Raw genomic sequence first — 22,914 nt, 5'->3', positions numbered from 1 at the left:
ATCATCCGATTTTTTTCGATGGCGGCAAGGTGAAACCCGACACTGAACGGCGCATTTCGCTGGCCATCTTCGCCAGATTGCCAATGCTCTCGGCGGTTGCCGCGGTCCCCGAGGTGGTCTGTGAGGTGGTCTGCTGGATCACGCTCATGGTCTGGGAAATCTGGCCGGCCGACTCGGCCTGCTGTCGCGCGGCATCGGTGATACTTTCGATCAGCTCGGCCAGCACTCTGGACACGCCTTCGATCTCTTCGAGCGCGACGCCGGCATCCTGCGCCAGCCGTGCACCACGCACCACTTCACTGGTGGTCTGCTCCATGGAGATGACCGCCTCATTGGTGTCGTTCTGGATCGCCCGAACCAGCGTCTCGATCTGATTGGTGGCCGACGACGAACGTTCGGCCAGGCGTTGGACTTCGTCGGCAACCACGGCAAAACCACGCCCGGCATCACCGGCCATGGACGCCTGAATGGCGGCGTTGAGGGCCAGAATGTTGGTCTGATCGGCAATATCGTCGATCAGGCTGACAATGTCGCCGATTTCCTGAGAGGACTCGCCAAGACGCTTGATGCGCTTGGAGGTGTCCTGAATCTGCTCGCGGATGTTGTCCATGCCCCGAATGGTGTTATGCACCACCTCATTGCCCTTGTTGGCGATGGTCACCGAGCGCTCGGCCACCGATGAGGATTCCGAAGCGTTCGCCGACACCTGATCGATGGACGCCGCCATGTCGTTGATGGAGGTCGAGGCCGCGCTGATTTGCAGCGCCTGATGCCTGGAAGCCGCCGACAGTTGCATGGCCGTGGCCTGGGTTTCGGCAACGGCCGAGGCCACCTGCTCTGCCGTGAGATTGATGGTGACCACCAGCTCACGCAACTGGTCGATGGAATAATTGATGGAGTCAGCGATGGCGCCGGTGAAGTCTTCGGTCACCGAGGCCGTGACGGTCAGATCGCCATCGGCCAGGTTTTCGATCTCGTCGAGCAGGCGCATGATCGCATTCTGATTGCGTTCGCTTTTCTGCGCGGTTTCACGCAACTGGCGGTTGGTTTCGCGAACCATCACCAGCGCAATCAGGATGATCGACATCAGCGCCAGCAGACCCAATACATAACCGCCCACCGTGTTGACGGTACGTCGGTTGGCCAGGTTTTCCAGGCTGTTGGCCAGCACCGAGGTCTCGTCCAGCAGGGTTTGCGAGGTATTGAAAATATTGCCCGACGCTTCACGCACCCGGTACAGCTCGGGCGAGGTTTCCAGGATTTCGTCCACCGAGCCGGAGACGAACTCGAACAATTCGGCAATTTCGGCCAGCCGCGCTCGCGCATCCCGATCTTCGACCTGGGCAATGCGCAGGGTCGCGTTGCCTTCCAGCATGCCATTGAGCACACGTCCGAACTGACTGGCGTCACGGCCAAAGGCATCGGCAGCCTGCACGGCGGTTTCATCCCCCGCCAGCACGGTGTTGACCGAACCCAGAATCCGCTCGGCCAGCAAGGCCTGACGCTGGGCGACCACGACCTGCGCGGCAGGCGCTTTGCTCTGCAGAAGGATTTCGACGACCTTTTCGTACTCGGCCTGCAATTGCGGGATGGTCTCGGCCAGGGTTGCGGCCACCTGATGCAGCGACAACACGGTCTGCTCGCTGGCCAGAATCACATCGGTGTTCTTGCGCAGCGCTTCCCAGTCGTTCTGTACGTTGCGCAGCTCGTCGCGGATCGATGACGGTGCGGCGGGCAGGCTGGTGTTGGGGTCGCCTTTTCTCAGGTAGCCCCAGCGCAGGTCGAAGTCGTTGCGCGCATCGGCCAGCAGTTTGAACGCCTGGGCCTTGCCTGCCGCCGCTTCGGTGGCGTTTTTCGCGATGCGCTGGGACAGCACGCGCAGCTCTCCGGCGTGCCCGATGTACTGCTTGTCGTAGTTCGACTGAGTATTGAGGTAAGCGAAGTTGGCGAACAGCAACATGATGAACACGATGAGCGCGAAGAACAGCACGATAATTTGCGTACGACTGCGTGCGCCTTCCAGTGACCTGCCTGTCTTACTCATGAAATCAGGCCCCCGCCTGGACCAACTGCGATTCGTGACACAAAAACCGGCCCGCCCACGGCGAGCCGCTGCGACCTTTTAGAACGCCACATCCACAAACTCCGCAGACTGCACCAGCGCCCACGGACTGAACACCAGCCAAGCCTGTTCACGAATGAACTGCCCGCGCAGAAACGGCAACAGATGCGGATCCAGCGTGGCCTGCGCTTCGGAAATCAGGCTCAACTGACTGAAATGCTGCATGCCGAAGACTTCGTCCACCAGCAGACCGGCGAACGCATCCTGATATTCGACCACCAGCACGCGGCGCTGCTTGCGCACGGGCGACAGTTCCTGCCCGAAGAAGCCGCAAAGGTCGGTCAGCGGCAACAGTCGTCCACGCAGATTGGCAATGCCCACCACCCAGGGTTTGACCCCATGCAACGCGGCGTGTCTTGGCTCGTGCAGGATTTCGGCGATCTCGCCAATGGGCGCCACAAAACGCTGCTCGCCCATTCTGAACCCGATACCGACCCAGTCCTGCTGATGAGCTTCCTGCAAAGGCAGGCCGGCCGCCAGCGACCGACAGCGCCGGTCGATGTCCAGAAGCATTTCAAAGGCTGTGCGTGGCTCGGCCATGGCGATTCCGGCAATCAGCCGGCCAGCACCGCGTTCAGGGTTTTCATCAGGGTGTCTTCATCCACCGGTTTGGTCAGGTAGTCGCGCGCGCCCTGGCGCTTGCCCCAGACCTTGTCGGTTTCCTGATCCTTGGTAGTGATCATGATCACCGGGATCATGGCAGTGTCGGCATCCTTGGTCAGCTGACGCGTGGCCTGAAAGCCGTTGAGCCCCGGCATCACGATGTCCATCAGCACGGCGTCGGGTTTTTCCTGACGGGCCAGGGCCACGCCGTCTGCGCCGTTTTCAGCCTTGAGCACCTCATGGCCATGCTTCTCCAGCATGCCGGTGAGTTTGTACATTTCAGTCGGCGAGTCATCGACGATCAATATTCGAGCCATGGGTGTTCCCCGTCAGGTTGCGAGCACGCGTTCTTCAATGGCGCGAGCGTCACGGTATGTGTTGTTCTACTGCAACGAAACTCGGCACATGGGCCTTGATCGCGCTGAGCAGTTCTTCCTTGCTGAACGGCTTGGTCAGAAACTGATCCGACCCGACAGCCCGCCCCCTGGCCTTGTCAAACAGCCCGTCCTTGGAAGACAGCATAATGACAGGCGTGGACTTGAACGCTCGATTGTTCTTGATCAGGGCACAGGTCTGATAGCCATCCAGACGCGGCATCATGATATCGACGAATATGATGCGCGGGTGGTTATCGGCAATCTTGGCCAAGGCGTCGAAACCGTCGACGGCCGTGATGACTTCACAGCCGACGTTTCTCAGCAGCGTTTCGGCGGTACGGCGAATGGTCTTCGAGTCATCGATGACCATGACTTTCAAGGCTGTGGGATGTTGTTCCATATCTGCTCTTCCATCGCCGCAGCGAATTTTTGCGTGTACTGCAAAGCACTGGGAGCCTGATGGTATGGCTTCACTGATCCGGAAGGATCCTGGACTTGGTGTGAGGCCTTTTTAGCACACTCCTCCCTCTCAATCCATAAACTGCGCCGCCCCTTGACCGGGAGCACTCGGAGCGCCACCCTGACGCCAATTTCACGGCCGTATCGGCCCTTATCGATCAGAGGATATTGCCCATGAGCGTTCGCCTAGGGATTGTCATGGACCCCATTGAGCGCATCTCCTATAAAAAGGATAGCTCGCTCGCCATGCTGCTGGCTGCACAGGCGCGTGGCTGGGAGCTGTTCTACATGGAGCAGAAGGACCTGTATCAGAACGCAGGTCAGGCCCGTGCGCGCATGAAGCCGCTCAAGGTGTTCGCCGATCCGGGCAAATGGTTTGAATTCGAGGCTGAAGTCGACGCAGGCCTGGACGATCTGGACGTGATCCTGATGCGCAAGGATCCGCCGTTCGACATGGAATTTGTCTACGCGACTTACCTGCTGGAGCAGGCCGAGCGCGCCGGTGTGCTGGTGGTCAACAAACCGCAGAGCCTGCGTGACTGCAACGAGAAGCTGTTTGCCACGCTGTTCCCGCAATGCACCCCGCCGACGCTGGTCAGCCGCCGCGCCGACATCATCCGCGAGTTCGCCGAACAGCACGGCGACGTGATCCTCAAGCCGCTGGACGGCATGGGCGGCGCGTCGATCTTCCGGCACCGTGCGGGCGATCCGAACCTGTCGGTCATTCTGGAAACCCTGACTGCCCACGGCACCCAGCAGATCATGGCGCAGGGTTATCTGCCCGCGATCAAGGACGGCGACAAACGCATCCTGATGGTCGACGGCGAACCAGTTCCTTACTGCCTGGCGCGTATTCCGGCAGCAGGCGAAACCCGTGGCAATCTCGCGGCAGGCGGCCGTGGTGAAGCGCGTCCTCTCAGCGACAAGGATCGCTGGATCGCCGAGCAGATCGGCCCGACCCTGCGCGAAAAAGGTCTGTTGTTCGTGGGTCTGGACGTGATCGGTGAGCACCTGACCGAAATCAACGTGACCAGCCCGACCTGCATCCGTGAAATCGACAACGCCTTCGGCACCGACATTGGCGGGCTGCTGATGGATGCAATCGGGAAGAAGCTGCAGGCGCGCACTGCCTGATTGTCAGGTTGCACCGCGTGAAGACTGGCGCCTTGGCGCAGCAGATCAGACAGTGGGAGGGCGCTTGCCCGCGATGAACGATAATGCGGTTCTCCTGATACACCGCGTCGATGGCATCGCCGGCAAGCCGCCTCCCTCGGCTTAGTACTTGCTGCACAACGTGACACGATGACTGCCGGGCCTTTCATGCACCGAGCCCCCTTCGTCCGATCCGGACCAGAGCTTCAGGCTACATTGCGTTATCATGCGTCACCTGTAACACGACACGGACTTTGACATGCAGGCTGACGAGATGCTGAACCGCCTATGACATCGATGGCCAGAAACGACCTCCCGCTGGAACTCGCCAACGTCGGCGTGCGTCCGGCTGATCGTCTGGGCTTCACCATGATGATCGCGGCGTTGATCCATCTGGCGATCATTCTCGGGGTGGGCTTTACCTATGTGAAGCCGGAGCAGATCTCGCAGACGCTGGAAATCACCCTCGCCACGTTCAAGAGCGAGGAAAAGCCCAAACAGGCCGACTTCCTCGCTCAGGACGACCAGCAGGGCAGCGGTACGCTGGACAAGGCTGAAACGCTCAAGACCACCGAAATCGCGCCCTATCAGGACACCAAGGTCAACAAGGTCACGCCGCCACCGGCCAGCAAGCCGGTGGTCAAGCAGGAAGCGCCCAAGACGGCTGTTGCGACGACGGCACCCAGCCCTCAGAAAACCGTCGCCAAGCGCGAAGAGGTCAAACCCGACCCAGCGGTCAAGGCCGCGCCGACCTTCGACAGCTCCGAGCTGAGCAACGAAATCGCTAGCCTTGAAGCCGAGCTGTCTGCAGAACAGCAGCTTTATGCCAAACGCCCGAAGATCCATCGCCTGAACGCGGCCTCGACCATGCGCGACAAGGGTGCCTGGTACAAGGATGACTGGCGCAAGAAAGTCGAGCGGGTCGGCAACCTCAACTACCCTGAAGAGGCGCGTCGCAAGCAGATCTATGGAAACCTGCGACTGCTGGTCTCGATCAATCGCGACGGTTCGCTGTATGAAGTGCTGGTGCTCGAATCCTCCGGGCAACCGCTTCTGGATCAGGCGGCGCAGCGAATCGTGAGGCTTGCCGCGCCATTTGCGCCGTTTACCGGCGATCTGGCTGACATTGACCGGCTCGAGATCATTCGCACCTGGAAATTCGCCCGCGGGGACAAGCTTTCCAGCAATTGACGCTTTTTTGCCAATACCGCCAGCGCACGCACAACTGACAGTTGTCAGGCACGCGGCTCAGCGCCACACTAGGGCTCATGAAAAAAGTCTCTCCGAGTTACCTAAAGCATCAGTTCTTGATCGCCATGCCGCACATGCACGACGAGAACTTCTCGCAGACCTTGACTTACATCGTCGAGCACAACGCCAATGGCGCAATGGGACTGGTGATCAACCGCCCGCAAAGCCTGACCCTGGCCGATGTGCTCGAACAATTGCGACCGGAGCTGCCTGCGCCGGTACGCTGCCAGCAGATTCCCATTCATTCCGGCGGCCCGGTGCAGACCGACCGCGGCTTTGTGCTGCACCCCAGTGGCCAGATTTTTCAGGCGACGGTCGACTTGCCCGGCGGCATTTCACTGTCCACGTCCCAGGATGTGCTGTTCTCGATCGCTGACGGTTATGGCCCCGATCAAAATGTGATCACCCTGGGCTATGCCGGATGGGACGCCGGCCAGCTGGATGCCGAAATGGCCGCGAACGCCTGGCTGACCTGTTCGTTCGACCCGGGCATCCTGTTCGACGTGGACAGCGACCAGCGTCTCAATGCCGCTGCCGCACGACTGGGCGTCAATCTCAATCTTCTTTCGACCCAAGCGGGACACGCCTGATGGCTGCATTGCGCCTGCTGCTGGGGTTTGATTTCGGCACCAAACAGATCGGCGTTGCGGTCGGCCAGGCCATCACCGGTCAGGCCCGTGAGCTGTGTACCTTGAAGGCGCAGAATGGCATCCCGGACTGGGACAAGGTTCAGGCACTCATCAAGGAATGGCAACCCGACGCCATTGTGGTCGGCCTGCCGCTGAACATGGACGGCACGCGCAGTAATATGAGCGATCTGGCCGAAAAGTTTTCCCGCAAGCTCAATGGCCGTTTCGGCGTGGCGGTGTACACCCACGATGAACGCCTGACCACCTTCGAAGCCAAGGGCGAGCGCATGGCCCGAGGCGGCCAGAAAGGCAGCTACCGCGACAACCCGGTCGACGCCATCGCCGCCGCCCTGCTGCTGCAAGGCTGGCTCGACGAGCACCCCGAGCTGCTGAATGCGTGACTTTTTGCGTCCGCACAGCTTCGAGATACCCGGATTCCACGTTTACGCCTGAGCCGCGCCGCATGGTCGGACGCTGTCAGAGCCCCAAGGAGCAACCATGAGCCTGCCCAATCCCGCCGAACTGATTCGTCAGATGGCCACTGACCTGAACGCTCATCTGAGCAAGCGCGGCATCAGCGACCCTCGCTTCATCGGTATTCGTACCGGCGGCGTATGGGTTGCGCAGGCGCTGCTCAAAACGCTCGATAACCCGGCGCCGCTCGGCACGCTGGACGTTTCCTTCTACCGTGATGACTTCAGCCAGAACGGCCTGCACCCGCAAGTGCGCCCATCGGAGCTGCCGTTCGAGATCGAAGGCCAGCATCTGGTGCTGATCGACGATGTGCTGATGAGCGGCCGCACCATCCGCGCGGCCCTCAATGAGTTGTTCGACTACGGTCGCCCTGCCAGTGTCACGCTGGTGTGCCTGCTGGACCTGGAAGCCGGTGAACTGCCGATCAGGCCCAATGTGGTAGGCGCGACGCTGTCTCTGGCACCACAGGAACGCATCAAGCTGTCCGGCCCCGAGCCTCTTGCACTCGAACTTCAAGACCTCTCTACCGCCCTCTAAGAGTCCATTGCGATGACGCCTCTCGACGCCAAGCGCCCGCTGCAGTTGAACCATCAGGGTCAACTGCGCCATTTTCTGTCTCTGGACGGCTTGCCTCGCGAGCTGCTCACCGAAATTCTCGACACAGCCGACTCGTTTCTCGAAGTCGGTGCCCGAGCGGTGAAAAAAGTCCCGTTGTTACGTGGCAAGACGGTGTGCAACGTGTTCTTCGAGAACTCGACCCGTACGCGGACCACCTTCGAACTGGCGGCCCAGCGCCTGTCTGCCGACGTGATCACGCTGAACGTGTCGACTTCGTCCACCAGCAAGGGCGAAACGCTATTCGACACCCTGCGCAACCTTGAGGCCATGGCAGCCGACATGTTCGTCGTGCGTCATGCCGATTCGGGTGCAGCGCACTTCATTGCCGAGCACGTCTGCCCGGACGTGGCGATCATTAACGGCGGCGACGGCCGTCACGCTCACCCTACCCAGGGCATGCTCGACATGCTGACGATTCGTCGTCACAAGGGCGGTTTCGAGAACCTTTCGGTGGCCATCGTCGGCGACATCCTGCACTCACGCGTAGCGCGCTCCAACATGCTGGCGCTCAAGGCGCTGGGCTGCCCGGACATCCGTGTGATCGGACCGAAAACCCTGCTGCCGGTCGGTATCGAGCAGTATGGCGTGAAGGTCTACACCGATCTCAACGAAGGTTTGAAGGACGTGGACGTGGTCATCATGTTGCGTCTGCAACGCGAGCGCATGACCGGCGGCCTGCTGCCCAGCGAAGGCGAGTTCTACCGCCTGTTCGGCCTGACCACAGCGCGTCTGGCGGTTGCGAAGCCGGATGCCATCGTCATGCACCCCGGCCCGATCAATCGCGGCGTGGAAATCGAGTCGGCAGTGGCCGACGGGGCTCATTCGGTGATCCTCAATCAAGTGACTTACGGCATCGCGGTACGCATGGCGGTGCTGTCCATGGCCATGAGCGGACAAACCGCACAACGACAGTTCGAGCAGGAGAACGCCCTGTGAAGCTCAGTATTCTCGGCGCTCGCGTCATCGACCCGGTCAGCGGTCTGGATCAAGTCACGGACCTGCACATTGAAGCATGCAAGCTTCTGGCAATCGGCGCGGCACCGGCCGGTTTCGAAGCGAGCCAGACCATCGACGCCACCGGCCTTGTCGCCGCGCCCGGTCTGGTCGACCTCAATGTATCCCTGCGCGAGCCGGGTTACAGCCGCAAAGGCAGCATCGCCAGCGAAACCCGTGCCGCGACGGCTGGCGGTGTGACCAGCCTGTGCTGCCCGCCGCGTACCAAACCGGTACTGGATACCTCGGCAGTTGCCGAGCTGATTCTGGACCGTGCTCGCGAAGCCGGTTTCAGCAAGGTCTTCCCCATCGGTGCGCTCAGCAAGGGCCTGGAAGGCGAGCAACTGGCCGAACTGATCGCCCTGCGCGATGCAGGCTGCGTTGCGTTCGGCAATGGCCTGAGCAGCTTCAACAACACGCGCACGCTGTGCCGGGCGCTGGAATACGCGGCCACGTTCGACCTGACCGTAATTTTCAACTCGCAGGATCGTGATCTGGCCGAGGGAGGGCTGGCTCACGAAGGCCCGACCGCGAGCTTCCTCGGTCTGGCGGGCATTCCGGAAACGGCCGAAACCATTGCTCTGGCTCGCGACCTGCTGCTGGTCGAGCAAAGTGGCGTGCGCGCCCACTTCAGCCAGTTGACCAGCGCTCGCGGCGCGGCCCTGATTGCACAGGCACAGGCGCGCGGGCTGCCGGTGACGGCGGATGTGGCGCTGTATCAGTTGATCCTGACCGACGAGGCACTGATCGACTTCTCCAGCCTTTACCACGTACAGCCGCCACTGCGCACCCGCGCCGACCGTGACGGTTTGCGTGAAGCCGTGAAGTCAGGGGTGATTCAAGCCATCTCCAGCCACCACCAGCCTCACGAGCGTGATGCCAAGCTCGCGCCATTCGGTGCGACCGAGCCTGGCATCAGCAGCGTCGAGCTCCTGTTGCCGCTGGCCATGACGCTGGTCGAAGACGGCCTTCTGGACCTGCCAACCCTCATCGCACGTTTAAGCAGCGGCCCTGCCGCCGCCCTGCGCCTGCCTGCGGGCAAACTGAGCGCCGGGGCGCCGGCAGACATCGTCCTGTTCGACCCGGCCGCTTCGACCCTTGCAGGCGAAAGCTGGTTGTCCAAAGGCGAGAACTGTCCTTTCATCGGCCACTGCCTGCCGGGCTCGGTGCGCTACACACTGGTGGACGGGCGGATCAGCTATAGCCGTTGAAGCACCTCCTGATCCTAACCACGCTCCGCGTCCGGCCGTAAGGTGGGACGCAGAGCGTTAGGGAGGCATGCCCACCCGATGTCAGCCGCGTCGTGCATTCTCCATCGAGACCTGGTTATTAAGCGTCCAGAAGTCATACAGGATGCCGACCAGAAACAACCCGCCTGTGCACAGATAGATAACTCCGGTGATCCACTTGCCCATGTACATGCGGTGCACACCGAACAGGCCGAGGAAGGTCAGCAGGATCCAGGCGAGGCTGTAGTCGGTCGAGCCCGAAGTGAAGCGCAGGTCGGCTTCGCGATCCATCGACGGAATCAGGAAAAGGTCGATCAGCCAGCCGATGCCAAGCAGCCCGAACGTGAAGAACCAGATCGTCCCGGTCACAGGCTTGCCGTAGTAGAAACGGTGCGCGCCGAGAAATCCGAAAATCCACAACAGATAACCCATGACCTTGCTGTGCGTATCGGAGCGATAGCCGTTCATTTGTATCCTCTCTGAGCCAATAGAAAAAAATAAATAACATTTTTGTGACTCCACTGTCGTCATCCGACGTATGGCATCCGACTCCCTTCTACACCGTCAAACCCTTGTCGCCAAAGGGATTACGGAGAAAAGAGAAAGAGTCTTTCGCGCATTTTGCAATGATGCCACTGTGAATCACTCGACAAATGGGGTCAGAATTTTCAAAAAAGCTGTTATAAAGTTGCGCGCTGACCACTATGAGCCTTGCCGAATGCGTCCTTTTTTCAAGACATGGCTAACCATTTGCCTGTTTATGCCACTGGCCGCCCACGCCACCAATCGTGAGCAACAGCTTCCTGCGAGCTTCTCGGGTTACACCGCTAAAAGTCACCTTACGCCCGCGATCGCAACGCGCAATGCGCCTCAGGAAGCCACCGTCATTCCACATGCAACGCGAACCACCCGCGCCGTTCAGACGCCGGTTTCGCGAAAGAATTCCGCCAAGGCTGCCCACGTTCAGGCACTGAACGCTGGCAATGCCAAACAGGGCAACGCCGTTGTGAAACGTGCGCTGCAGACGGTCGGCACGCCCTATCGCTGGGGCGGTACAACGCCAGGCAAGGGTCTGGATTGCAGTGGGCTGGTGAAATACGCGTACAGCGACGTTCGCGAAGTGGATTTGCCACGCACGTCCAATGCCATGGCTCAAGGCCACGGCCAGACGGTGGATCGCAAGGATTTGAAACCGGGTGACTTGCTGTTCTTCAACATCAAGAGCCGCAACGTCAACCATGTGGCGATTTATCTGGGCGACAACAAGTTCGTCCATGCACCGCGTCGTGGCAAGGCTGTCACTGTGGACACGCTGAACAAGCCGTACTGGAACAGCCACTACAAGATCGCCAAGCGCGTACTGCCCAAGCAGACCACGCAAATGCGGGTTGTGCAGCGCTGATATCCCCAAGGCCTGCCTCTGCGCAGGCCTGTCTCATCTCCCCCCCTTTCCAATCCTAGAAGTTGTCGGACACCTTGGCACGCTCGCGCGCGCTTTCGCGTGTGATCAGGCCTTTCTTCACCAGATCGGCCAGGCACATGTCCAGCGTCTGCATGCCCAGTGAGCCTCCGGTCTGGATGGCCGAATACATCTGGGCCACCTTGTCTTCGCGAATCAGGTTACGGATCGCAGGCGTACCCATCATGATTTCATGAGCAGCGATCCGGCCGCCGCCGACCTTCTTGAGCAGTGACTGCGACACGACGGCGTGCAGCGACTCGGACAGCATCGAGCGGATCATGGATTTTTCCTGGGCCGGAAACACGTCCACCACCCGGTCGATGGTCTTGGCCGCTGACGTCGTGTGCAGCGTGCCGAACACCAGGTGACCGGTTTCAGCAGCGGTCAGGGCCAGACGAATCGTTTCGAGATCGCGCAGCTCGCCCACCAGAATCACGTCCGGGTCTTCACGCAATGCCGAGCGCAAAGCCTCCGAGAACCCGAGCGTGTCGCGATGCACTTCGCGCTGGTTGACCAGGCACTTCTTGGATTCGTGGACGAATTCGATCGGGTCCTCGATGGTCAGGATGTGGTGATGCTTGTTGCAGTTGAGGTAGTCGATCATCGCCGCCAGCGTGGTCGATTTACCGGACCCGGTTGGACCTGTGACCAGAATCAGGCCGCGAGGCACGTCTGCAATCTTGCGAAACACATTGCCCATGCCCAGATCTTCCATGCTCAGGATCCGGGAGGGAATGGTCCGGAACACCGCACCGGCGCCACGATTCTGGTTGAACGCATTGACACGGAACCGCGCGACACCCGGCACTTCGAACGAGAAGTCGGTTTCCAGAGACTCCTCGAAGACCTGGCGCTGCTTGTCGTTCATGATGTCGTAGATCAGCGCCTTGACTTCTTTGGCATCGAGCGGAGGCAGGTTGATCCGCCGCACATCGCCGTCGACACGGATCATCGGCGGCAGGCCTGCAGAGAGGTGCAAGTCCGACGCGCCCTGTTTGGCACTGAAGGCCAGCAGCTCGGTAATATCCATACAGCTCCTCAATCACATAGAATGCCGCAGACTTTAGCCCTGCTGGCGCAAATCAATGTCCACGATAGCAGCGAACATTTCAACGCTCGAACAGCGAATTCGTACAGCGTCTCTCGCGGCGCAGCGCGATCCGGCCTCGGTTGGCCTGCTGGCGGTGAGCAAAACCAAGCCCTCCAGCGCGTTGCGGGAAGCCTACGCTGCCGGATTGCGTGACTTTGGCGAGAATTATTTGCAGGAAGCCCTCGGCAAACAGGCCGAATTGGCCGACCTGCCCTTGTGCTGGCACTTCATTGGCCCCATTCAATCGAACAAGACGCGCGCAATCGCAGAAAACTTCGCCTGGGTACATTCCGTGGATCGCTTGAAAATTGCTCAACGCCTTTCCGAGCAGCGCCCTGAAGGTCTGGAGCCGCTCAACATCTGCATTCAGGTGAATGTCAGTGGCGAGGCCAGCAAGTCCGGCTGCACGCCAGAAGATCTGCCTGCACTGGCCGCGGCCATCAGCGCCCTGCCGCGCCTGAAGCTGCGCGGCCTGATGGCGATTCCCGAGCCGACCGAAGACCAGGCCGAGCAGGCAGCGGCCTTTGCGGCTGTGCGCACGCTGCAGGATCACTTGGACCTGCCGCTCGACACCCTATCCATGGGCATGAGCCACGACCTGGAAGCCGCCATCGCTCAAGGCGCGACCTGGGTACGGATCGGCACCGCCCTCTTTGGCGCCCGCGACTACGGTCAGCCCTAACTTTTCAGACAAGGACCCCCTTTCATGAGCAAGACGCGTATCGCCTTCATCGGCGCCGGAAACATGGCCTCCAGCCTGATCGGCGGATTGCGGGCCCAGGGTGTGGAAGCGAGCCTGATCTGTGCAAGCGCACCGGGTGCTGAAACCCGTGAGCGCATTTCGACCGAGCACGGCATCAAAGTCTTCGCCGATAACGCCGAAGCGGTCAAGGGTGCGAACGTTGTGGTGCTCGCGGTCAAACCACAGTTGATGAAAGCCGTGTGCGAAGCCCTCAAATCCAGCCTGGAAGCGCATCAGTTGATTGTTTCGGTTGCTGCCGGCATCACCTGCGCCAGCCTCACCCAATGGCTGGGCGACCAGCCGGTGGTACGCTGCATGCCCAATACGCCTTCGCTGTTGCGTCAGGGTGCCAGCGGCCTCTACGCCACCGCGAATGTCACCGCGACACAGCGCGAACAGGCCGAGCAGATGCTGTCCGCCGTCGGGATCGCCGTCTGGGTCGAGCAGGAAAAGCACATGGATGCCGTCACTGCGGTATCCGGCAGCGGCCCTGCTTACTTTTTTCTGATGATGGAAGCCATGACCGCCGCAGGTGTGAAACTGGGCCTGCCGGAAGACATCGCTAAAAAGCTCACCCTGCAAACCGCACTCGGCTCGGCGCTGATTGCCACTGGCAGTGAGGTGGATGCAGGCGAATTGCGCCGTCGTGTTGCCTCGCCGGGCGGGACCACAGAAGCAGCGATCAAGGCATTTCAGGCGGGTGGTTTCGAAGCGTTGGTGCAAACCGCGCTGACCGCAGCCGACCACCGCGCAGCCGAACTGGCTGAGCAACTGGGCAAATAACTTCAGGTCTTTTTCGGAGCAGATTGATGATCGGATTGAACACCGCTGCAATTTTCGTCCTGCAAACCCTCGGCAGTCTGTATTTGATGCTCATCCTGCTGCGCTTCGTGCTGCAACTGGTACGCGCCAACTTCTACAACCCGCTGAGCCAGTTCATCGTCAAGGCCACTCAGCCGCTGCTCAAGCCGCTGCGACGTATCATTCCGAGCATTTTCGGACTGGACATGTCGTCTCTGGTGCTGGCGATCATCGTCCAGATGATTCTGATGGCCCTTACCCTGCTGCTGATTTCCGGCACCACGGGCGATCCGCTGCATCTGCTGCTTTGGTCGATCATCAGCGTAACCGCCCTCTTCCTGAAGATATTCTTCTTCGCCCTGATCGCCAGCGTGATCCTGTCCTGGGTCGCGCCGGGCAGCCACAATCCTGGTGCGGAACTGGTCAATCAGATCTGCGAACCGGCACTGGCCCCCTTCCGCAGAATCGTGCCAAACCTGGGTGGCCTCGATATCTCGCCGATCCTGGCCTTTATCGTGCTCAAGCTGCTGGACATGTTGGTCATCAACAACCTTGCGGCCATGAGCGATATGCCAGAAGTGCTGCGTTTGTTGATGTAATCCGTCGATAAAGATCGTACCCATACGCTGTGTGGGTACGCTCTGCCGCTGGAATGCATGTCCAGGTCCGCTCCACCACTGACCCAGTCCGCCTGACGGCTATTCCCTTATTGCCGCTACACCCCACGGTCTTTAGACTTACGCCTCATTCAAGCGAGAACAGGGTCGATGCCCACGGTCTTTCCCCATGATTCTGTCGGTCTGGTCACACCGCAACTGGCCCATTTCAGCGAGCCTCTGGCGCTGGCGTGTGGTCGTTCGCTGCCGGCCTACGACCTGATTTACGAAACCTACGGTCAACTCAATGCCACGGCCAGCAATGCCGTGCTGATCTGTCACGCGCTGTCCGGGCATCATCATGCGGCGGGCTTTCACAGCGTCGACGATCGCAAGCCCGGCTGGTGGGATAGCTGCATCGGTCCCGGCAAGCCTATCGATACGAATAAGTTCTTCGTTGTCAGCCTGAACAATCTGGGCGGCTGCAACGGCTCGACCGGCCCCAGCAGCATCGACCCGGACACCGGCAAGCCTTTCGGCGCCAACTTCCCGGTCGTGACCGTGGAAGACTGGGTCAACAGCCAGGCCCGACTGGCCGACGTGCTGGGCATCGCCCAGTGGGCTGCGGTCATCGGCGGCAGTCTGGGCGGTATGCAGGCGCTGCAATGGACCATCAGTTACCCGGAACGCGTGCGTCACTGCCTGGCAATCGCCTCGGCACCCAAGCTGTCCGCGCAGAACATCGCCTTCAACGAAGTCGCCCGCCAGGCCATTCTCACGGACCCCGAATTCCACGGCGGCTCGTTCCAGGAACGTGGCGTGATCCCCAAGCGAGGCCTGATGCTGGCACGTATGGTCGGCCACATCACCTATCTGTCGGATGACTCGATGGGTGAAAAATTTGGCCGCGGCCTGAAGAGCGAAAAGCTCAATTACGATTTTCACAGTGTCGAATTTCAGGTCGAGAGCTACCTGCGTTATCAGGGTGAAGAGTTCTCCGGGCGTTTCGACGCCAATACCTACCTGTTGATGACCAAAGCGCTGGATTACTTCGACCCGGCAGCGAACTTCAACGATGACCTGGCCAAAACCTTCGCCAACGCCACCGCAAAATTCTGCGTGATGTCTTTCACCACCGACTGGCGCTTCTCTCCAGCCCGCTCCCGCGAACTGGTGGATGCGTTGATGGCCGCCCGCAAGGACGTCTGCTACCTGGAAATCGATGCGCCTCAGGGTCACGACGCCTTTCTGATCCCTATCCCGCGCTATCTGCAGGCTTTCAGTCATTACATGAATCGAATTTCGCTGTGAGGATGTCATGAGAGCCGATCTGGAAATCATCCAGGAATGGATTCCCGCTGGCAGCCGTGTGCTTGACCTGGGTTGCGGTGACGGCGAGCTGCTGACTTGGCTGCGTGACCACAAGCAGGTCACTGGCTACGGCCTTGAAAACGACGCAGACAACATCGCCCAATGCGTCGCCAAGGGCATCAATGTCATTGAGCAGGACCTGGACAAAGGGTTGGGCAACTTTGCCAGTAACAGTTTCGACATCGTGGTCATGACTCAGGCACTGCAAGCCGTGCATTACCCGGACCGGATCCTCGACGAAATGCTGCGGGTCGGTCGGCAATGCATCATCACCTTCCCGAACTTCGGCCACTGGCGCTGCCGCTGGTATCTGGCGAGCAAGGGCCGCATGCCCGTCTCCGAGTTTCTGCCGTACACCTGGTACAACACACCGAACATCCACTTCTGCACCTTCGGCGATTTCGAAGAACTGTGCCGCGAGCGTGATGCACAGGTCCTCGACCGACTGGCCGTCGATCAGCAGCATCGCCACGGATGGGCCAGCAAGCTATGGCCTAATCTGTTGGGTGAAATCGGTATTTACCGGGTCACCAGCCCTGGGCTGACGGACCACAGGATCGCCGTGTAACACTGCGTTTTCGAGGAAAACGACATGCGTCGCCTGATGCTGTCTCTGCTGATTACCAGCCTCGGCCTGCCCGTACTGGCAGCCGACGCTATCAAGGGCAACCGTCAGGAACGCTTCGGCGACGTCACGGTTCACTACAACACCTTCAATTCGACGGTGCTGCAGCCGGACATCGCCAGAGGCGCCGAGTTGATTCGCAGCAAGGAACAGGGCGTTATCAATATCTCGGTGATCCGCGATGGCAAGCCGCAGGCGGCGCAGGTCAGTGGGACGATCAGGGATCTGGCCAACGTTTCACTGCCGCTGAAATTCAAGCCGGTCATCGAATACGGCGCGGTGAGCTACGTGGCGCAGTACCCTGTGCCACAGCAGGAAGTCCGAATTTTCGACATTACCGTCCAGACGGGCGGCACTATCCACCGTTTCAGTTTTAACCAGGAACTCTTTCCGGGCCAATGATGAACCTTACCCAACTCGTACTGGCCAGCCACAACGCTGGCAAGCTCAAAGAACTCCAGGCCATGCTCGGCGACAGCGTCACCCTGCGCTCGGTAGGCGAATTCAGCCAGATCGAGCCGGAAGAGACCGGCCTGTCGTTCGTCGAGAACGCCATCCTCAAGGCCCGCAATGCCTCGCGCCTGTCGGGCCTGCCTGCTCTGGCAGACGACTCGGGTCTGGCCGTGGACTTTCTGGGCGGCGCGCCAGGGATCTATTCCGCGCGCTACGCCGATGGCAAGGGCGACGCGGCCAACAACGCCAAGCTGCTGGAAGCCCTGAAAGACGTTCCGGACGAGCAACGCGGCGCGCAGTTCGTGTGCGTACTGGCACTGGTCCGGCACGCCGATGACCCCCTGCCGATTCTATGTGAAGGCCTGTGGCACGGGCGGATTTTGCATGCGGCCAGCGGCGAACACGGCTTTGGCTACGACCCGCTGTTCTGGGTGCCGGAGCGCGACTGCTCCAGCGCAGAGCTTGGACCGGCCGAAAAAAACCAGCTCAGCCACCGCGCCCGCGCGATGGTGCTGCTGCGCGACCGCCTGGGCCTGAAATGATCCACGATCCGCCTGCGCAGCCGCTGTTCCTGGGCGAGACCGGTTTTTCGTCCGAAAGCCCGCGCCCTGCATTGCCGCACCTGCCACCGCTGTCGCTGTATATCCACATTCCGTGGTGCGTGCGCAAATGTCCGTACTGCGACTTCAACTCCCACACGGCAAGTCCGGTTCTGCCGGAGCAGGAATACGTCGATGCATTGCTGGCCGATCTGGATCAGGACCTGCCACACGTTTACGGCCGCGAGTTGCAATCGATCTTCTTCGGAGGCGGCACGCCCAGCCTGTTCAGTGCCGACGCGCTGGGACGCCTGCTGAAAGGTGTGGAACAACGCATTCGGTTCGCCAGCGACATCGAAATCACCCTGGAAGCCAACCCCGGTACGTTCGAGCAGGCCAAGTTCAGCGCCTATCGCGCACTGGGCATCAATCGGCTTTCCATCGGCATCCAGAGCTTTCAGGAGTCCAAACTCAAGGCGCTGGGCCGGATTCACAATGGCGACGAAGCGATCCGCGCAGCGGACATGGCGCGTCAGGCCGGTTTCGACAACTTCAATCTGGACCTGATGCACGGCCTGCCAGATCAGTCGCAGGACGAAGCGCTGGATGACCTGCGCCAGGCCATCGCACTGAAACCGACGCATCTGTCCTGGTATCAGCTGACACTGGAGCCCAATACGGTGTTCTGGAACCAGCCACCTGTGCTGCCGGAAGACGACATCCTTTGGGATATTCAGGAAACCGGTCAGCAACTGTTGGCCGATCATGGCTACGCGCAATACGAAGTCTCGGCCTATGCACAACCCGGCAAACCGGCGCGGCATAACCTGAACTATTGGGCGTTCGGTGACTTCATCGGTATCGGTGCGGGTGCGCACGGCAAACTGAGTCATCTGGACGGGCGTATTGTCCGCACATGGAAGACACGACTGCCCAAGGATTACCTGAACCCGGACAAGCCTTTTCAGGCGGGCATGAAGCTACTGCCGCTGGACGAATTGCCATTCGAATTCCTGATGAACGCACTGCGCCTTACAAAGGGCGTTGACGCTGCATTATTTCAGGAAAGAACGGGTCTAAGCGTCAACTCACTGGTCAGCGCTCGTAAACAGGCGGAGCAGCGCGGTCTGTTGCAGACCGATCCGACACGTTTGGCAGCGACGCCGCAAGGCCAGCTTTTCCTCAACGACTTGTTGCAATACTTTCTGATCTAAGGAACCTGCATGGATCTCGTACTCGATCTGCTCGCCACCGTGTCACGCTGGAGTCGCAGCAACCTTTCAGAAATCGCTCTGGCGCTGGTGGGCTGCCTGCTGGTGCTGTTCGGCTCGGATGTCAAAGGCTGGCTTGAACAGCGCGTGGGCAGCATGGCAGGTGCCTTGCGCATCCCGATCATGGCCCTGCTGTGCACCGTCGGCAGCGGCCTGGCCCTGATCTACGCCACCCCTTGGGTCGTGCGCGGCCTGAGCCAGTTCAACAACTACAGCCTTGCGCCGGTGCTGTTGGTGGTCCTGGTGCTGATCGGGGTGGTGGCGGACAGGAAGTGATGGTTTTTTGCGTCCGCTTCAGGATGTGACATCGAGCGTCACGGGATGCGTTCCCAAGACAGAGCACTCAGCGTCATGCATAAGTCTTGCTGCACCAACTGACAGTGGGAGGCGGCTTGCCGGCGATGCTTTTTCTGAAGCGACCTATCGGCGACTGAACGGATGCCATCGCCGGCAAGCCGCCTCCCACGGATACGCATCCAGTCAGACACTTTAGCTTTGGCCCCGTTTTGCGCGTGTATAACGCTGAGCACTCCGCATGGTGGCGGCGCCCAGGGCCCTCAGACGGTCAATCAACCTTCTCGAACTTCAAATCCCAGACCCCATGACCCAGACGTTCGCCACGGCGTTCGAACTTGGTGATCGGGCGTTCGGCCGGGCGTGGCACGTACTGGTTGTCTTCGGCCTGATTGCGGAAACCCGGAGCGACGCTCATCACTTCCAGCATGTACTCGGCGTAAGGACCCCAATCGGTCGCCATGTGGAACACGCCACCGGTCTTCAGCTTGCTGCGTACCAGCGCCGCGAACTCAGGCTGCACGATGCGGCGCTTGTGATGACGGCTCTTGTGCCACGGATCCGGGAAGAACAGCATCAGGCGATCCAGGCTGTTGTCCGCAATGCAGCGGTTGAGCACTTCGATGGCGTCGCAGTCATAGACCCGCACGTTGGTCAGGCCCTGAGTCAGCACCCCATTGAGCAATGCGCCGACACCGGGATAATGCACTTCAACACCGATGAAATCCTGCTCAGGCGCAGCTGCGGCCATTTCCAGCAGCGAATGCCCCATGCCGAAGCCGATTTCCAGGGTGCGTGGCGCGGAGCGGCCGAACACCTGATCAAAATCGACCGGCGCATCCGTCAAGGACAGGCCGAACTTTGGACGCCCCTGATCCAGACCGCGCTGCTGGCCTTCGGTCATGCGTCCAGCACGCATCACAAAACTCTTGATGCGGCGGTGTTGGCGCTCTTCGCCTTCTTCGGTAGCAGGCGACTCTGGGTGCGGAACGTGCGAATCAGTCATCAACGGGCTCTTACTTGATCAGGCCATCCAGCGGCGAAGATGCGCTGGCATAGAGTTTTCGTGGCATGCGCCCGGCGAGGTACGCCAGACGACCGGCAATTACAGCGTGCTTCATGGCTTCGGCCATCATGATCGGCTGCTGGGCGTGGGCGATGGCGGAGTTCATCAACACAGCCTCGCAACCCAGTTCCATCGCGATGGTTGCATCGGAAGCGGTACCGACACCGGCATCGACCAGCACCGGCACTTTGGTTTCTTCCAGGATGATCTGCAGGTTATAGGGATTGCAGATCCCCAGACCGCTGCCGATCAGGCCGGCCAGCGGCATGATGGCGATGCAGCCGATCTCGGCCAGTTGGCGGGCAATGATCGGGTCATCACTGGTGTAAACCATCACGTCGAAACCGTCCTTGACCAGCACTTCGGCGGCCTTGAGCGTTTCGATTACGTTGGGGAACAGGGTCTTCTGATCAGCCAGGACTTCCAGCTTGACCAGATTGCGGCCATCGAGCAGTTCGCGGGACAAGCGGCAGGTGCGCACCGCCTCGACCGCATCGAAGCAGCCGGCGGTGTTCGGCAGGATGGTGTAGCGATCCGGCGGCAGCACATCCAGCAGGTTTGGCTCGCCCGGGTTCTGGCCCAGGTTGGTACGACGCACGGCAACGGTGACGATCTCGGCACCCGAGGCTTCAATGGCCAGACGGGTCTGCTCCATGTCCACATATTTGCCGGTGCCCACCAGCAGGCGCGACTCAAAGGTCCGACCGGCCAGAACGAAGGGCTTGTCGCTGCGAACATTGTTCATCGGAAATCCTCTTCAACTTGCAGATTAGGGGGCATCGCCGTCCAGTGCCGCGAACTAGCCGCCGCCAATGGCGTGGACCACTTCGACCTGATCACCTTCGGACAGGGCGGTGGTTTCGTGCTGGCTGCGCGGCACGATATCCAGATTCACTTCCACTGCGACGCGACGTCCGGTGAGCTCCAGACGGGTCAGCAGCGCCTCGACGGTTGCACCGTCAGGCAATTCAAAGGATTCACCGTTCAACTGAATGTGCATGCGAGAGCAGCCATCATTTTAGGGGGTCAGCATTCTAGCCCGATCAGCCGGTATGACCAAATCAAAGCCACGCCATTCGTCTCAAGCAACCTCGGTAATCTGCGCCGCGATCAGGGCGCAGAACCCAGTCGCCATGCCGCCAGCCCAAGGGTCGCCCAGCCAAACAGAAACGCCAGACCACCGAACGGGGTGATGATGCCCAGCTTGCTGATGCCAGTCAGGGTCAGCGCGTACAGGCTGCCGGAGAACAGCAGAATGCCGATGGCAAACGAAACGCCAGCCCAGGTGACCAGTCGTCCGGGAAGCTGCGCCGCGAGCACAGCCACACCAAGCAGCGCCAACGCATGAACGAGCTGGTACAGGACGCCGGTCTGGAAGATGGTCAGGTATTCGGCTGTCAGACGCCCTTTCAGGCCATGAGCGGCAAAGGCACCGAGGGCCACGCCCGTAAAACCGAAGAAGGCGGCCAGCATTAAAAAGCTACGAAGCATCAGGAACTCCAGTGAAAAATCGTCCGAAGGCGCACGGTCTGTATAATGGCCCGCTCAACGGGTTCGGCCAAGCCATCTCTATGCTGCAGTCTCTCTTTCGTCGCCTCCTCAAAGCCCTGCTATGGTTCGCTGCCGGCAGTGTCATTCTGGTTCTGATCTTCCGCTGGATACCGCCGCCGGGCACCGCGTTGATGGTGGAGCGCAAGGTCGAATCCTGGTTTGACGGCCAGCCTATCGACCTGCAGCGCGACTGGCAGCCGTGGGACAAGATTTCCGACAACCTGAAAATTGCCGTCATCGCTGGCGAAGACCAGAAATTTGCCGAGCATTGGGGCTTCGATGTCGACGCGATCCAGGCCGCCATCCTGCACAACGAACGCGGCGGCTCGATCCGCGGTGCCAGCACGCTGAGCCAGCAAGTCTCGAAAAACCTGTTCCTGTGGTCCGGCCGCAGCTACCTGCGCAAAGGCCTGGAAGCCTGGTTCACCATGCTCGTTGAGCTGCTGTGGTCCAAGGAGCGCATTCTTGAGGTTTACCTCAACAGTGTCGAATGGGACGAAGGCGTGTTCGGTGCCCAGGCCGCTGCGCAGCACCACTTCCGCGTCAACGCGAGCGCCCTGACGGTCCAGCAGGCCAGCTACCTCGCCGCCGTACTGCCCAACCCCCGCGAATGGAGCGCCAGCCACCCCAGCAGCTACGTCTCCCGCCGCGCTGGCTGGATCCGTCAGCAGATGCGGCAATTGGGTGGGGGTGGGTATCTGGCGAATTTGAATCATAGCCGCCGGTTTTGATGGGCACGAACCCTATGGAAGCGTGCCTTGAGCAGCGATCCCAAGATTGCGGCATGTTTCTTCAACAGGTTTGACGGGCTGTTCGTGAGCAAGCTCACTTCCACAGGATTGACGCTTCGCCTCCCGTTGTTTACATCTAAAAGTCCTGGCAATCGGACCATCGGGACGCAAAGCGTTCCGAGCGGTACACCCGCGCACAGCGTTGGCACGATCAATTCAAGAGTTCCGCTTTACCAAACTAAGCACGGCGCGATCAACATGTAGAGCCTGTTCATCCCGCCCTGTCCCAACTGACGCTCTGCGCAGATGCGGTACTTCTGCAAGGTTGTGCACAGCAAAAATGAAAGAATGAAACCGCCCCACCACTACGTATGATTATTTACTTACTCTCGTAGTATCCATCTCATTTTACCTC

28 protein-coding genes are annotated in these 22,914 nt (G+C 60.2%); 18 read left to right on the top strand and 10 right to left on the bottom strand.

What is annotated here, in order from left to right:
• Window position 1: 1 nt before the first annotated feature.
• The 4 genes from JTJ32_RS16020 to pilG all read right to left on the bottom strand — a co-directional run bounded on the left by JTJ32_RS16020 (window position 2) and on the right by pilG (window position 3,502).
• Window positions 2-2,044, bottom strand: coding sequence for a methyl-accepting chemotaxis protein (locus JTJ32_RS16020; RefSeq protein ID WP_210042608.1), 2,043 nt, complete (start codon window positions 2,042-2,044; stop codon window positions 2-4).
• A gap of 78 nt (window positions 2,045-2,122) precedes the next feature.
• Window positions 2,123-2,662 carry a chemotaxis protein CheW gene (locus JTJ32_RS16015; protein WP_210042607.1) on the bottom strand — a complete coding sequence of 180 codons (540 nt, stop codon included), beginning with the start codon at window positions 2,660-2,662 and terminating at the stop codon, window positions 2,123-2,125.
• Window positions 2,663-2,676: 14 nt separating this feature from the next.
• Window positions 2,677-3,042: a twitching motility response regulator PilH gene (gene pilH, locus JTJ32_RS16010; protein ID WP_004884368.1), complete on the bottom strand. Its 366-nt coding sequence runs from the start codon at window positions 3,040-3,042 to the stop codon at window positions 2,677-2,679.
• Window positions 3,043-3,091: 49 nt separating this feature from the next.
• On the bottom strand, window positions 3,092-3,502 hold the full coding sequence (pilG, locus tag JTJ32_RS16005) for a twitching motility response regulator PilG (protein ID WP_099229432.1): 411 nt from the start codon (window positions 3,500-3,502) through the stop codon (window positions 3,092-3,094).
• Between the two features lie 233 nt (window positions 3,503-3,735).
• Here pilG and gshB point away from each other — a divergent pair, with 233 nt between their 5' ends.
• The 7 genes from gshB to JTJ32_RS15970 all read left to right on the top strand — a co-directional run bounded on the left by gshB (window position 3,736) and on the right by JTJ32_RS15970 (window position 9,889).
• On the top strand, window positions 3,736-4,695 hold the full coding sequence (gene gshB, locus JTJ32_RS16000; RefSeq protein WP_099229431.1) for a glutathione synthase: 960 nt from the start codon (window positions 3,736-3,738) through the stop codon (window positions 4,693-4,695).
• A gap of 306 nt (window positions 4,696-5,001) precedes the next feature.
• Entirely contained in the window at window positions 5,002-5,904 is a 903-nt protein-coding gene (locus JTJ32_RS15995; RefSeq protein WP_099229430.1) for an energy transducer TonB, read from the top strand.
• A 77-nt stretch (window positions 5,905-5,981) separates the two neighbouring features.
• Complete coding sequence (locus JTJ32_RS15990; protein WP_099229429.1) at window positions 5,982-6,554, top strand: YqgE/AlgH family protein; 573 nt, start codon at window positions 5,982-5,984, stop codon at window positions 6,552-6,554.
• Window positions 6,554-6,994, top strand: a complete 441-nt coding sequence (gene ruvX, locus JTJ32_RS15985) for a Holliday junction resolvase RuvX (protein ID WP_004884373.1) — start codon at window positions 6,554-6,556, stop codon at window positions 6,992-6,994. Before JTJ32_RS15990 ends, ruvX begins: the two co-directional genes overlap by 1 nt.
• A gap of 97 nt (window positions 6,995-7,091) precedes the next feature.
• The gene (pyrR, locus tag JTJ32_RS15980; RefSeq protein ID WP_184321894.1) at window positions 7,092-7,604 is read left to right on the top strand and encodes a bifunctional pyr operon transcriptional regulator/uracil phosphoribosyltransferase PyrR; all 513 of its coding nucleotides are present in this window, start codon (window positions 7,092-7,094) and stop codon (window positions 7,602-7,604) included.
• Window positions 7,605-7,616: 12 nt separating this feature from the next.
• Window positions 7,617-8,621: an aspartate carbamoyltransferase catalytic subunit gene (locus JTJ32_RS15975; protein WP_004884375.1), complete on the top strand. Its 1,005-nt coding sequence runs from the start codon at window positions 7,617-7,619 to the stop codon at window positions 8,619-8,621.
• On the top strand, window positions 8,618-9,889 hold the full coding sequence (locus JTJ32_RS15970; protein ID WP_099229427.1) for a dihydroorotase: 1,272 nt from the start codon (window positions 8,618-8,620) through the stop codon (window positions 9,887-9,889). Before JTJ32_RS15975 ends, JTJ32_RS15970 begins: the two co-directional genes overlap by 4 nt.
• Before the next feature lie 81 nt (window positions 9,890-9,970).
• Here the strand turns inward: JTJ32_RS15970 and JTJ32_RS15965 are convergent, their stop codons facing one another.
• Entirely contained in the window at window positions 9,971-10,375 is a 405-nt protein-coding gene (locus JTJ32_RS15965) for an NINE protein (protein WP_210042606.1), read from the bottom strand.
• Window positions 10,376-10,625: 250 nt separating this feature from the next.
• Between JTJ32_RS15965 and JTJ32_RS15960 the strand changes: the two genes are divergently transcribed.
• Window positions 10,626-11,309 carry a C40 family peptidase gene (locus JTJ32_RS15960; RefSeq protein WP_184321896.1) on the top strand — a complete coding sequence of 228 codons (684 nt, stop codon included), beginning with the start codon at window positions 10,626-10,628 and terminating at the stop codon, window positions 11,307-11,309.
• A gap of 55 nt (window positions 11,310-11,364) precedes the next feature.
• Here the strand turns inward: JTJ32_RS15960 and JTJ32_RS15955 are convergent, their stop codons facing one another.
• Window positions 11,365-12,399, bottom strand: coding sequence for a type IV pilus twitching motility protein PilT (locus JTJ32_RS15955; RefSeq protein ID WP_210042605.1), 1,035 nt, complete (start codon window positions 12,397-12,399; stop codon window positions 11,365-11,367).
• Between the two features lie 55 nt (window positions 12,400-12,454).
• On the opposite strand from JTJ32_RS15955, the gene JTJ32_RS15950 reads away from it, so the two are divergent.
• From JTJ32_RS15950 to JTJ32_RS15910, 9 genes are all read left to right on the top strand, one after another.
• Window positions 12,455-13,141: a YggS family pyridoxal phosphate-dependent enzyme gene (locus JTJ32_RS15950; RefSeq protein WP_184321898.1), complete on the top strand. Its 687-nt coding sequence runs from the start codon at window positions 12,455-12,457 to the stop codon at window positions 13,139-13,141.
• A 24-nt stretch (window positions 13,142-13,165) separates the two neighbouring features.
• Window positions 13,166-13,984 carry a pyrroline-5-carboxylate reductase gene (gene proC / locus JTJ32_RS15945; protein ID WP_184321900.1) on the top strand — a complete coding sequence of 273 codons (819 nt, stop codon included), beginning with the start codon at window positions 13,166-13,168 and terminating at the stop codon, window positions 13,982-13,984.
• Window positions 13,985-14,010: 26 nt separating this feature from the next.
• The gene (locus tag JTJ32_RS15940; RefSeq protein WP_099229421.1) at window positions 14,011-14,601 is read left to right on the top strand and encodes a YggT family protein; all 591 of its coding nucleotides are present in this window, start codon (window positions 14,011-14,013) and stop codon (window positions 14,599-14,601) included.
• A 168-nt stretch (window positions 14,602-14,769) separates the two neighbouring features.
• Window positions 14,770-15,909, top strand: a complete 1,140-nt coding sequence (gene metX, locus JTJ32_RS15935) for a homoserine O-succinyltransferase MetX (RefSeq protein ID WP_099229420.1) — start codon at window positions 14,770-14,772, stop codon at window positions 15,907-15,909.
• Between the two features lie 7 nt (window positions 15,910-15,916).
• Entirely contained in the window at window positions 15,917-16,537 is a 621-nt protein-coding gene (metW, locus tag JTJ32_RS15930) for a methionine biosynthesis protein MetW (protein WP_004884384.1), read from the top strand.
• 24 nt (window positions 16,538-16,561) lie between these two features.
• Entirely contained in the window at window positions 16,562-16,996 is a 435-nt protein-coding gene (locus JTJ32_RS15925; RefSeq protein WP_184321904.1) for a DUF4426 domain-containing protein, read from the top strand.
• Window positions 16,993-17,589 (top strand): RdgB/HAM1 family non-canonical purine NTP pyrophosphatase, encoded by a 597-nt coding sequence (gene rdgB / locus JTJ32_RS15920; protein WP_180274393.1) that lies wholly within the window; start codon window positions 16,993-16,995, stop codon window positions 17,587-17,589. Before JTJ32_RS15925 ends, rdgB begins: the two co-directional genes overlap by 4 nt.
• Window positions 17,586-18,800, top strand: coding sequence for a radical SAM family heme chaperone HemW (gene hemW / locus JTJ32_RS15915; RefSeq protein ID WP_099229418.1), 1,215 nt, complete (start codon window positions 17,586-17,588; stop codon window positions 18,798-18,800). The genes rdgB and hemW overlap by 4 nt, the downstream gene beginning before the upstream one ends.
• A gap of 9 nt (window positions 18,801-18,809) precedes the next feature.
• Window positions 18,810-19,133, top strand: a complete 324-nt coding sequence (locus tag JTJ32_RS15910) for a DUF3392 domain-containing protein (protein ID WP_004884392.1) — start codon at window positions 18,810-18,812, stop codon at window positions 19,131-19,133.
• A gap of 289 nt (window positions 19,134-19,422) precedes the next feature.
• Here the strand turns inward: JTJ32_RS15910 and trmB are convergent, their stop codons facing one another.
• The 4 genes from trmB to JTJ32_RS15890 form a co-directional block, all read right to left on the bottom strand.
• Window positions 19,423-20,070: a tRNA (guanosine(46)-N7)-methyltransferase TrmB gene (gene trmB, locus JTJ32_RS15905; RefSeq protein ID WP_213014107.1), complete on the bottom strand. Its 648-nt coding sequence runs from the start codon at window positions 20,068-20,070 to the stop codon at window positions 19,423-19,425.
• Window positions 20,071-20,167: 97 nt separating this feature from the next.
• A complete protein-coding gene (locus JTJ32_RS15900; RefSeq protein ID WP_184321910.1) occupies window positions 20,168-20,962 on the bottom strand; it encodes a thiazole synthase in 795 nt (264 codons plus the stop codon).
• A gap of 54 nt (window positions 20,963-21,016) precedes the next feature.
• Window positions 21,017-21,217 (bottom strand): sulfur carrier protein ThiS, encoded by a 201-nt coding sequence (thiS, locus tag JTJ32_RS15895; RefSeq protein ID WP_210042604.1) that lies wholly within the window; start codon window positions 21,215-21,217, stop codon window positions 21,017-21,019.
• A 110-nt stretch (window positions 21,218-21,327) separates the two neighbouring features.
• Window positions 21,328-21,708 (bottom strand): DUF423 domain-containing protein, encoded by a 381-nt coding sequence (locus JTJ32_RS15890; protein ID WP_024686367.1) that lies wholly within the window; start codon window positions 21,706-21,708, stop codon window positions 21,328-21,330.
• A gap of 80 nt (window positions 21,709-21,788) precedes the next feature.
• Here JTJ32_RS15890 and mtgA point away from each other — a divergent pair, with 80 nt between their 5' ends.
• Window positions 21,789-22,499, top strand: coding sequence for a monofunctional biosynthetic peptidoglycan transglycosylase (mtgA, locus tag JTJ32_RS15885; RefSeq protein ID WP_210042667.1), 711 nt, complete (start codon window positions 21,789-21,791; stop codon window positions 22,497-22,499).
• The last annotated feature ends 415 nt before the right edge of the window (window positions 22,500-22,914 follow it).

This window comes from Pseudomonas alliivorans, from assembly GCF_017826695.1.
In the GTDB taxonomy this organism is placed as follows: Bacteria; Pseudomonadota; Gammaproteobacteria; order Pseudomonadales; family Pseudomonadaceae; genus Aquipseudomonas; species Aquipseudomonas alliivorans.
The sequence above is the reverse complement of the archived record's forward strand: the minus strand, read 5'-3'. Positions and strand labels throughout refer to the sequence as shown.

Excerpts from the sequence above, each read along its gene's own strand:
- JTJ32_RS16020 (WP_210042608.1), bottom strand. The coding sequence starts at position 2,044 with ATGAGTAAGACAGGCAGGTCACTGGAAGGCGCACGCAGTCGTACGCAA.
- JTJ32_RS16015 (WP_210042607.1), bottom strand. The coding sequence starts at position 2,662 with ATGGCCGAGCCACGCACAGCCTTTGAAATGCTTCTGGACATCGACCGG.
- pilH (WP_004884368.1), bottom strand. The coding sequence starts at position 3,042 with ATGGCTCGAATATTGATCGTCGATGACTCGCCGACTGAAATGTACAAA.
- pilG (WP_099229432.1), bottom strand. The coding sequence starts at position 3,502 with ATGGAACAACATCCCACAGCCTTGAAAGTCATGGTCATCGATGACTCG.
- gshB (WP_099229431.1), top strand. The coding sequence starts at position 3,736 with ATGAGCGTTCGCCTAGGGATTGTCATGGACCCCATTGAGCGCATCTCC.
- JTJ32_RS15995 (WP_099229430.1), top strand. The coding sequence starts at position 5,002 with ATGACATCGATGGCCAGAAACGACCTCCCGCTGGAACTCGCCAACGTC.
- JTJ32_RS15990 (WP_099229429.1), top strand. The coding sequence starts at position 5,982 with ATGAAAAAAGTCTCTCCGAGTTACCTAAAGCATCAGTTCTTGATCGCC.
- ruvX (WP_004884373.1), top strand. The coding sequence starts at position 6,554 with ATGGCTGCATTGCGCCTGCTGCTGGGGTTTGATTTCGGCACCAAACAG.
- pyrR (WP_184321894.1), top strand. The coding sequence starts at position 7,092 with ATGAGCCTGCCCAATCCCGCCGAACTGATTCGTCAGATGGCCACTGAC.
- JTJ32_RS15975 (WP_004884375.1), top strand. The coding sequence starts at position 7,617 with ATGACGCCTCTCGACGCCAAGCGCCCGCTGCAGTTGAACCATCAGGGT.
- JTJ32_RS15965 (WP_210042606.1), bottom strand. The coding sequence starts at position 10,375 with ATGAACGGCTATCGCTCCGATACGCACAGCAAGGTCATGGGTTATCTG.
- JTJ32_RS15960 (WP_184321896.1), top strand. The coding sequence starts at position 10,626 with ATGCGTCCTTTTTTCAAGACATGGCTAACCATTTGCCTGTTTATGCCA.
- JTJ32_RS15955 (WP_210042605.1), bottom strand. The coding sequence starts at position 12,399 with ATGGATATTACCGAGCTGCTGGCCTTCAGTGCCAAACAGGGCGCGTCG.
- JTJ32_RS15950 (WP_184321898.1), top strand. The coding sequence starts at position 12,455 with ATGTCCACGATAGCAGCGAACATTTCAACGCTCGAACAGCGAATTCGT.
- proC (WP_184321900.1), top strand. The coding sequence starts at position 13,166 with ATGAGCAAGACGCGTATCGCCTTCATCGGCGCCGGAAACATGGCCTCC.
- JTJ32_RS15940 (WP_099229421.1), top strand. The coding sequence starts at position 14,011 with ATGATCGGATTGAACACCGCTGCAATTTTCGTCCTGCAAACCCTCGGC.
- metX (WP_099229420.1), top strand. The coding sequence starts at position 14,770 with ATGCCCACGGTCTTTCCCCATGATTCTGTCGGTCTGGTCACACCGCAA.
- metW (WP_004884384.1), top strand. The coding sequence starts at position 15,917 with ATGAGAGCCGATCTGGAAATCATCCAGGAATGGATTCCCGCTGGCAGC.
- JTJ32_RS15925 (WP_184321904.1), top strand. The coding sequence starts at position 16,562 with ATGCGTCGCCTGATGCTGTCTCTGCTGATTACCAGCCTCGGCCTGCCC.
- rdgB (WP_180274393.1), top strand. The coding sequence starts at position 16,993 with ATGATGAACCTTACCCAACTCGTACTGGCCAGCCACAACGCTGGCAAG.
- hemW (WP_099229418.1), top strand. The coding sequence starts at position 17,586 with ATGATCCACGATCCGCCTGCGCAGCCGCTGTTCCTGGGCGAGACCGGT.
- JTJ32_RS15910 (WP_004884392.1), top strand. The coding sequence starts at position 18,810 with ATGGATCTCGTACTCGATCTGCTCGCCACCGTGTCACGCTGGAGTCGC.
- trmB (WP_213014107.1), bottom strand. The coding sequence starts at position 20,070 with ATGCGTGCTGGACGCATGACCGAAGGCCAGCAGCGCGGTCTGGATCAG.
- JTJ32_RS15900 (WP_184321910.1), bottom strand. The coding sequence starts at position 20,962 with ATGAACAATGTTCGCAGCGACAAGCCCTTCGTTCTGGCCGGTCGGACC.
- thiS (WP_210042604.1), bottom strand. The coding sequence starts at position 21,217 with ATGCACATTCAGTTGAACGGTGAATCCTTTGAATTGCCTGACGGTGCA.
- JTJ32_RS15890 (WP_024686367.1), bottom strand. The coding sequence starts at position 21,708 with ATGCTTCGTAGCTTTTTAATGCTGGCCGCCTTCTTCGGTTTTACGGGC.
- mtgA (WP_210042667.1), top strand. The coding sequence starts at position 21,789 with ATGCTGCAGTCTCTCTTTCGTCGCCTCCTCAAAGCCCTGCTATGGTTC.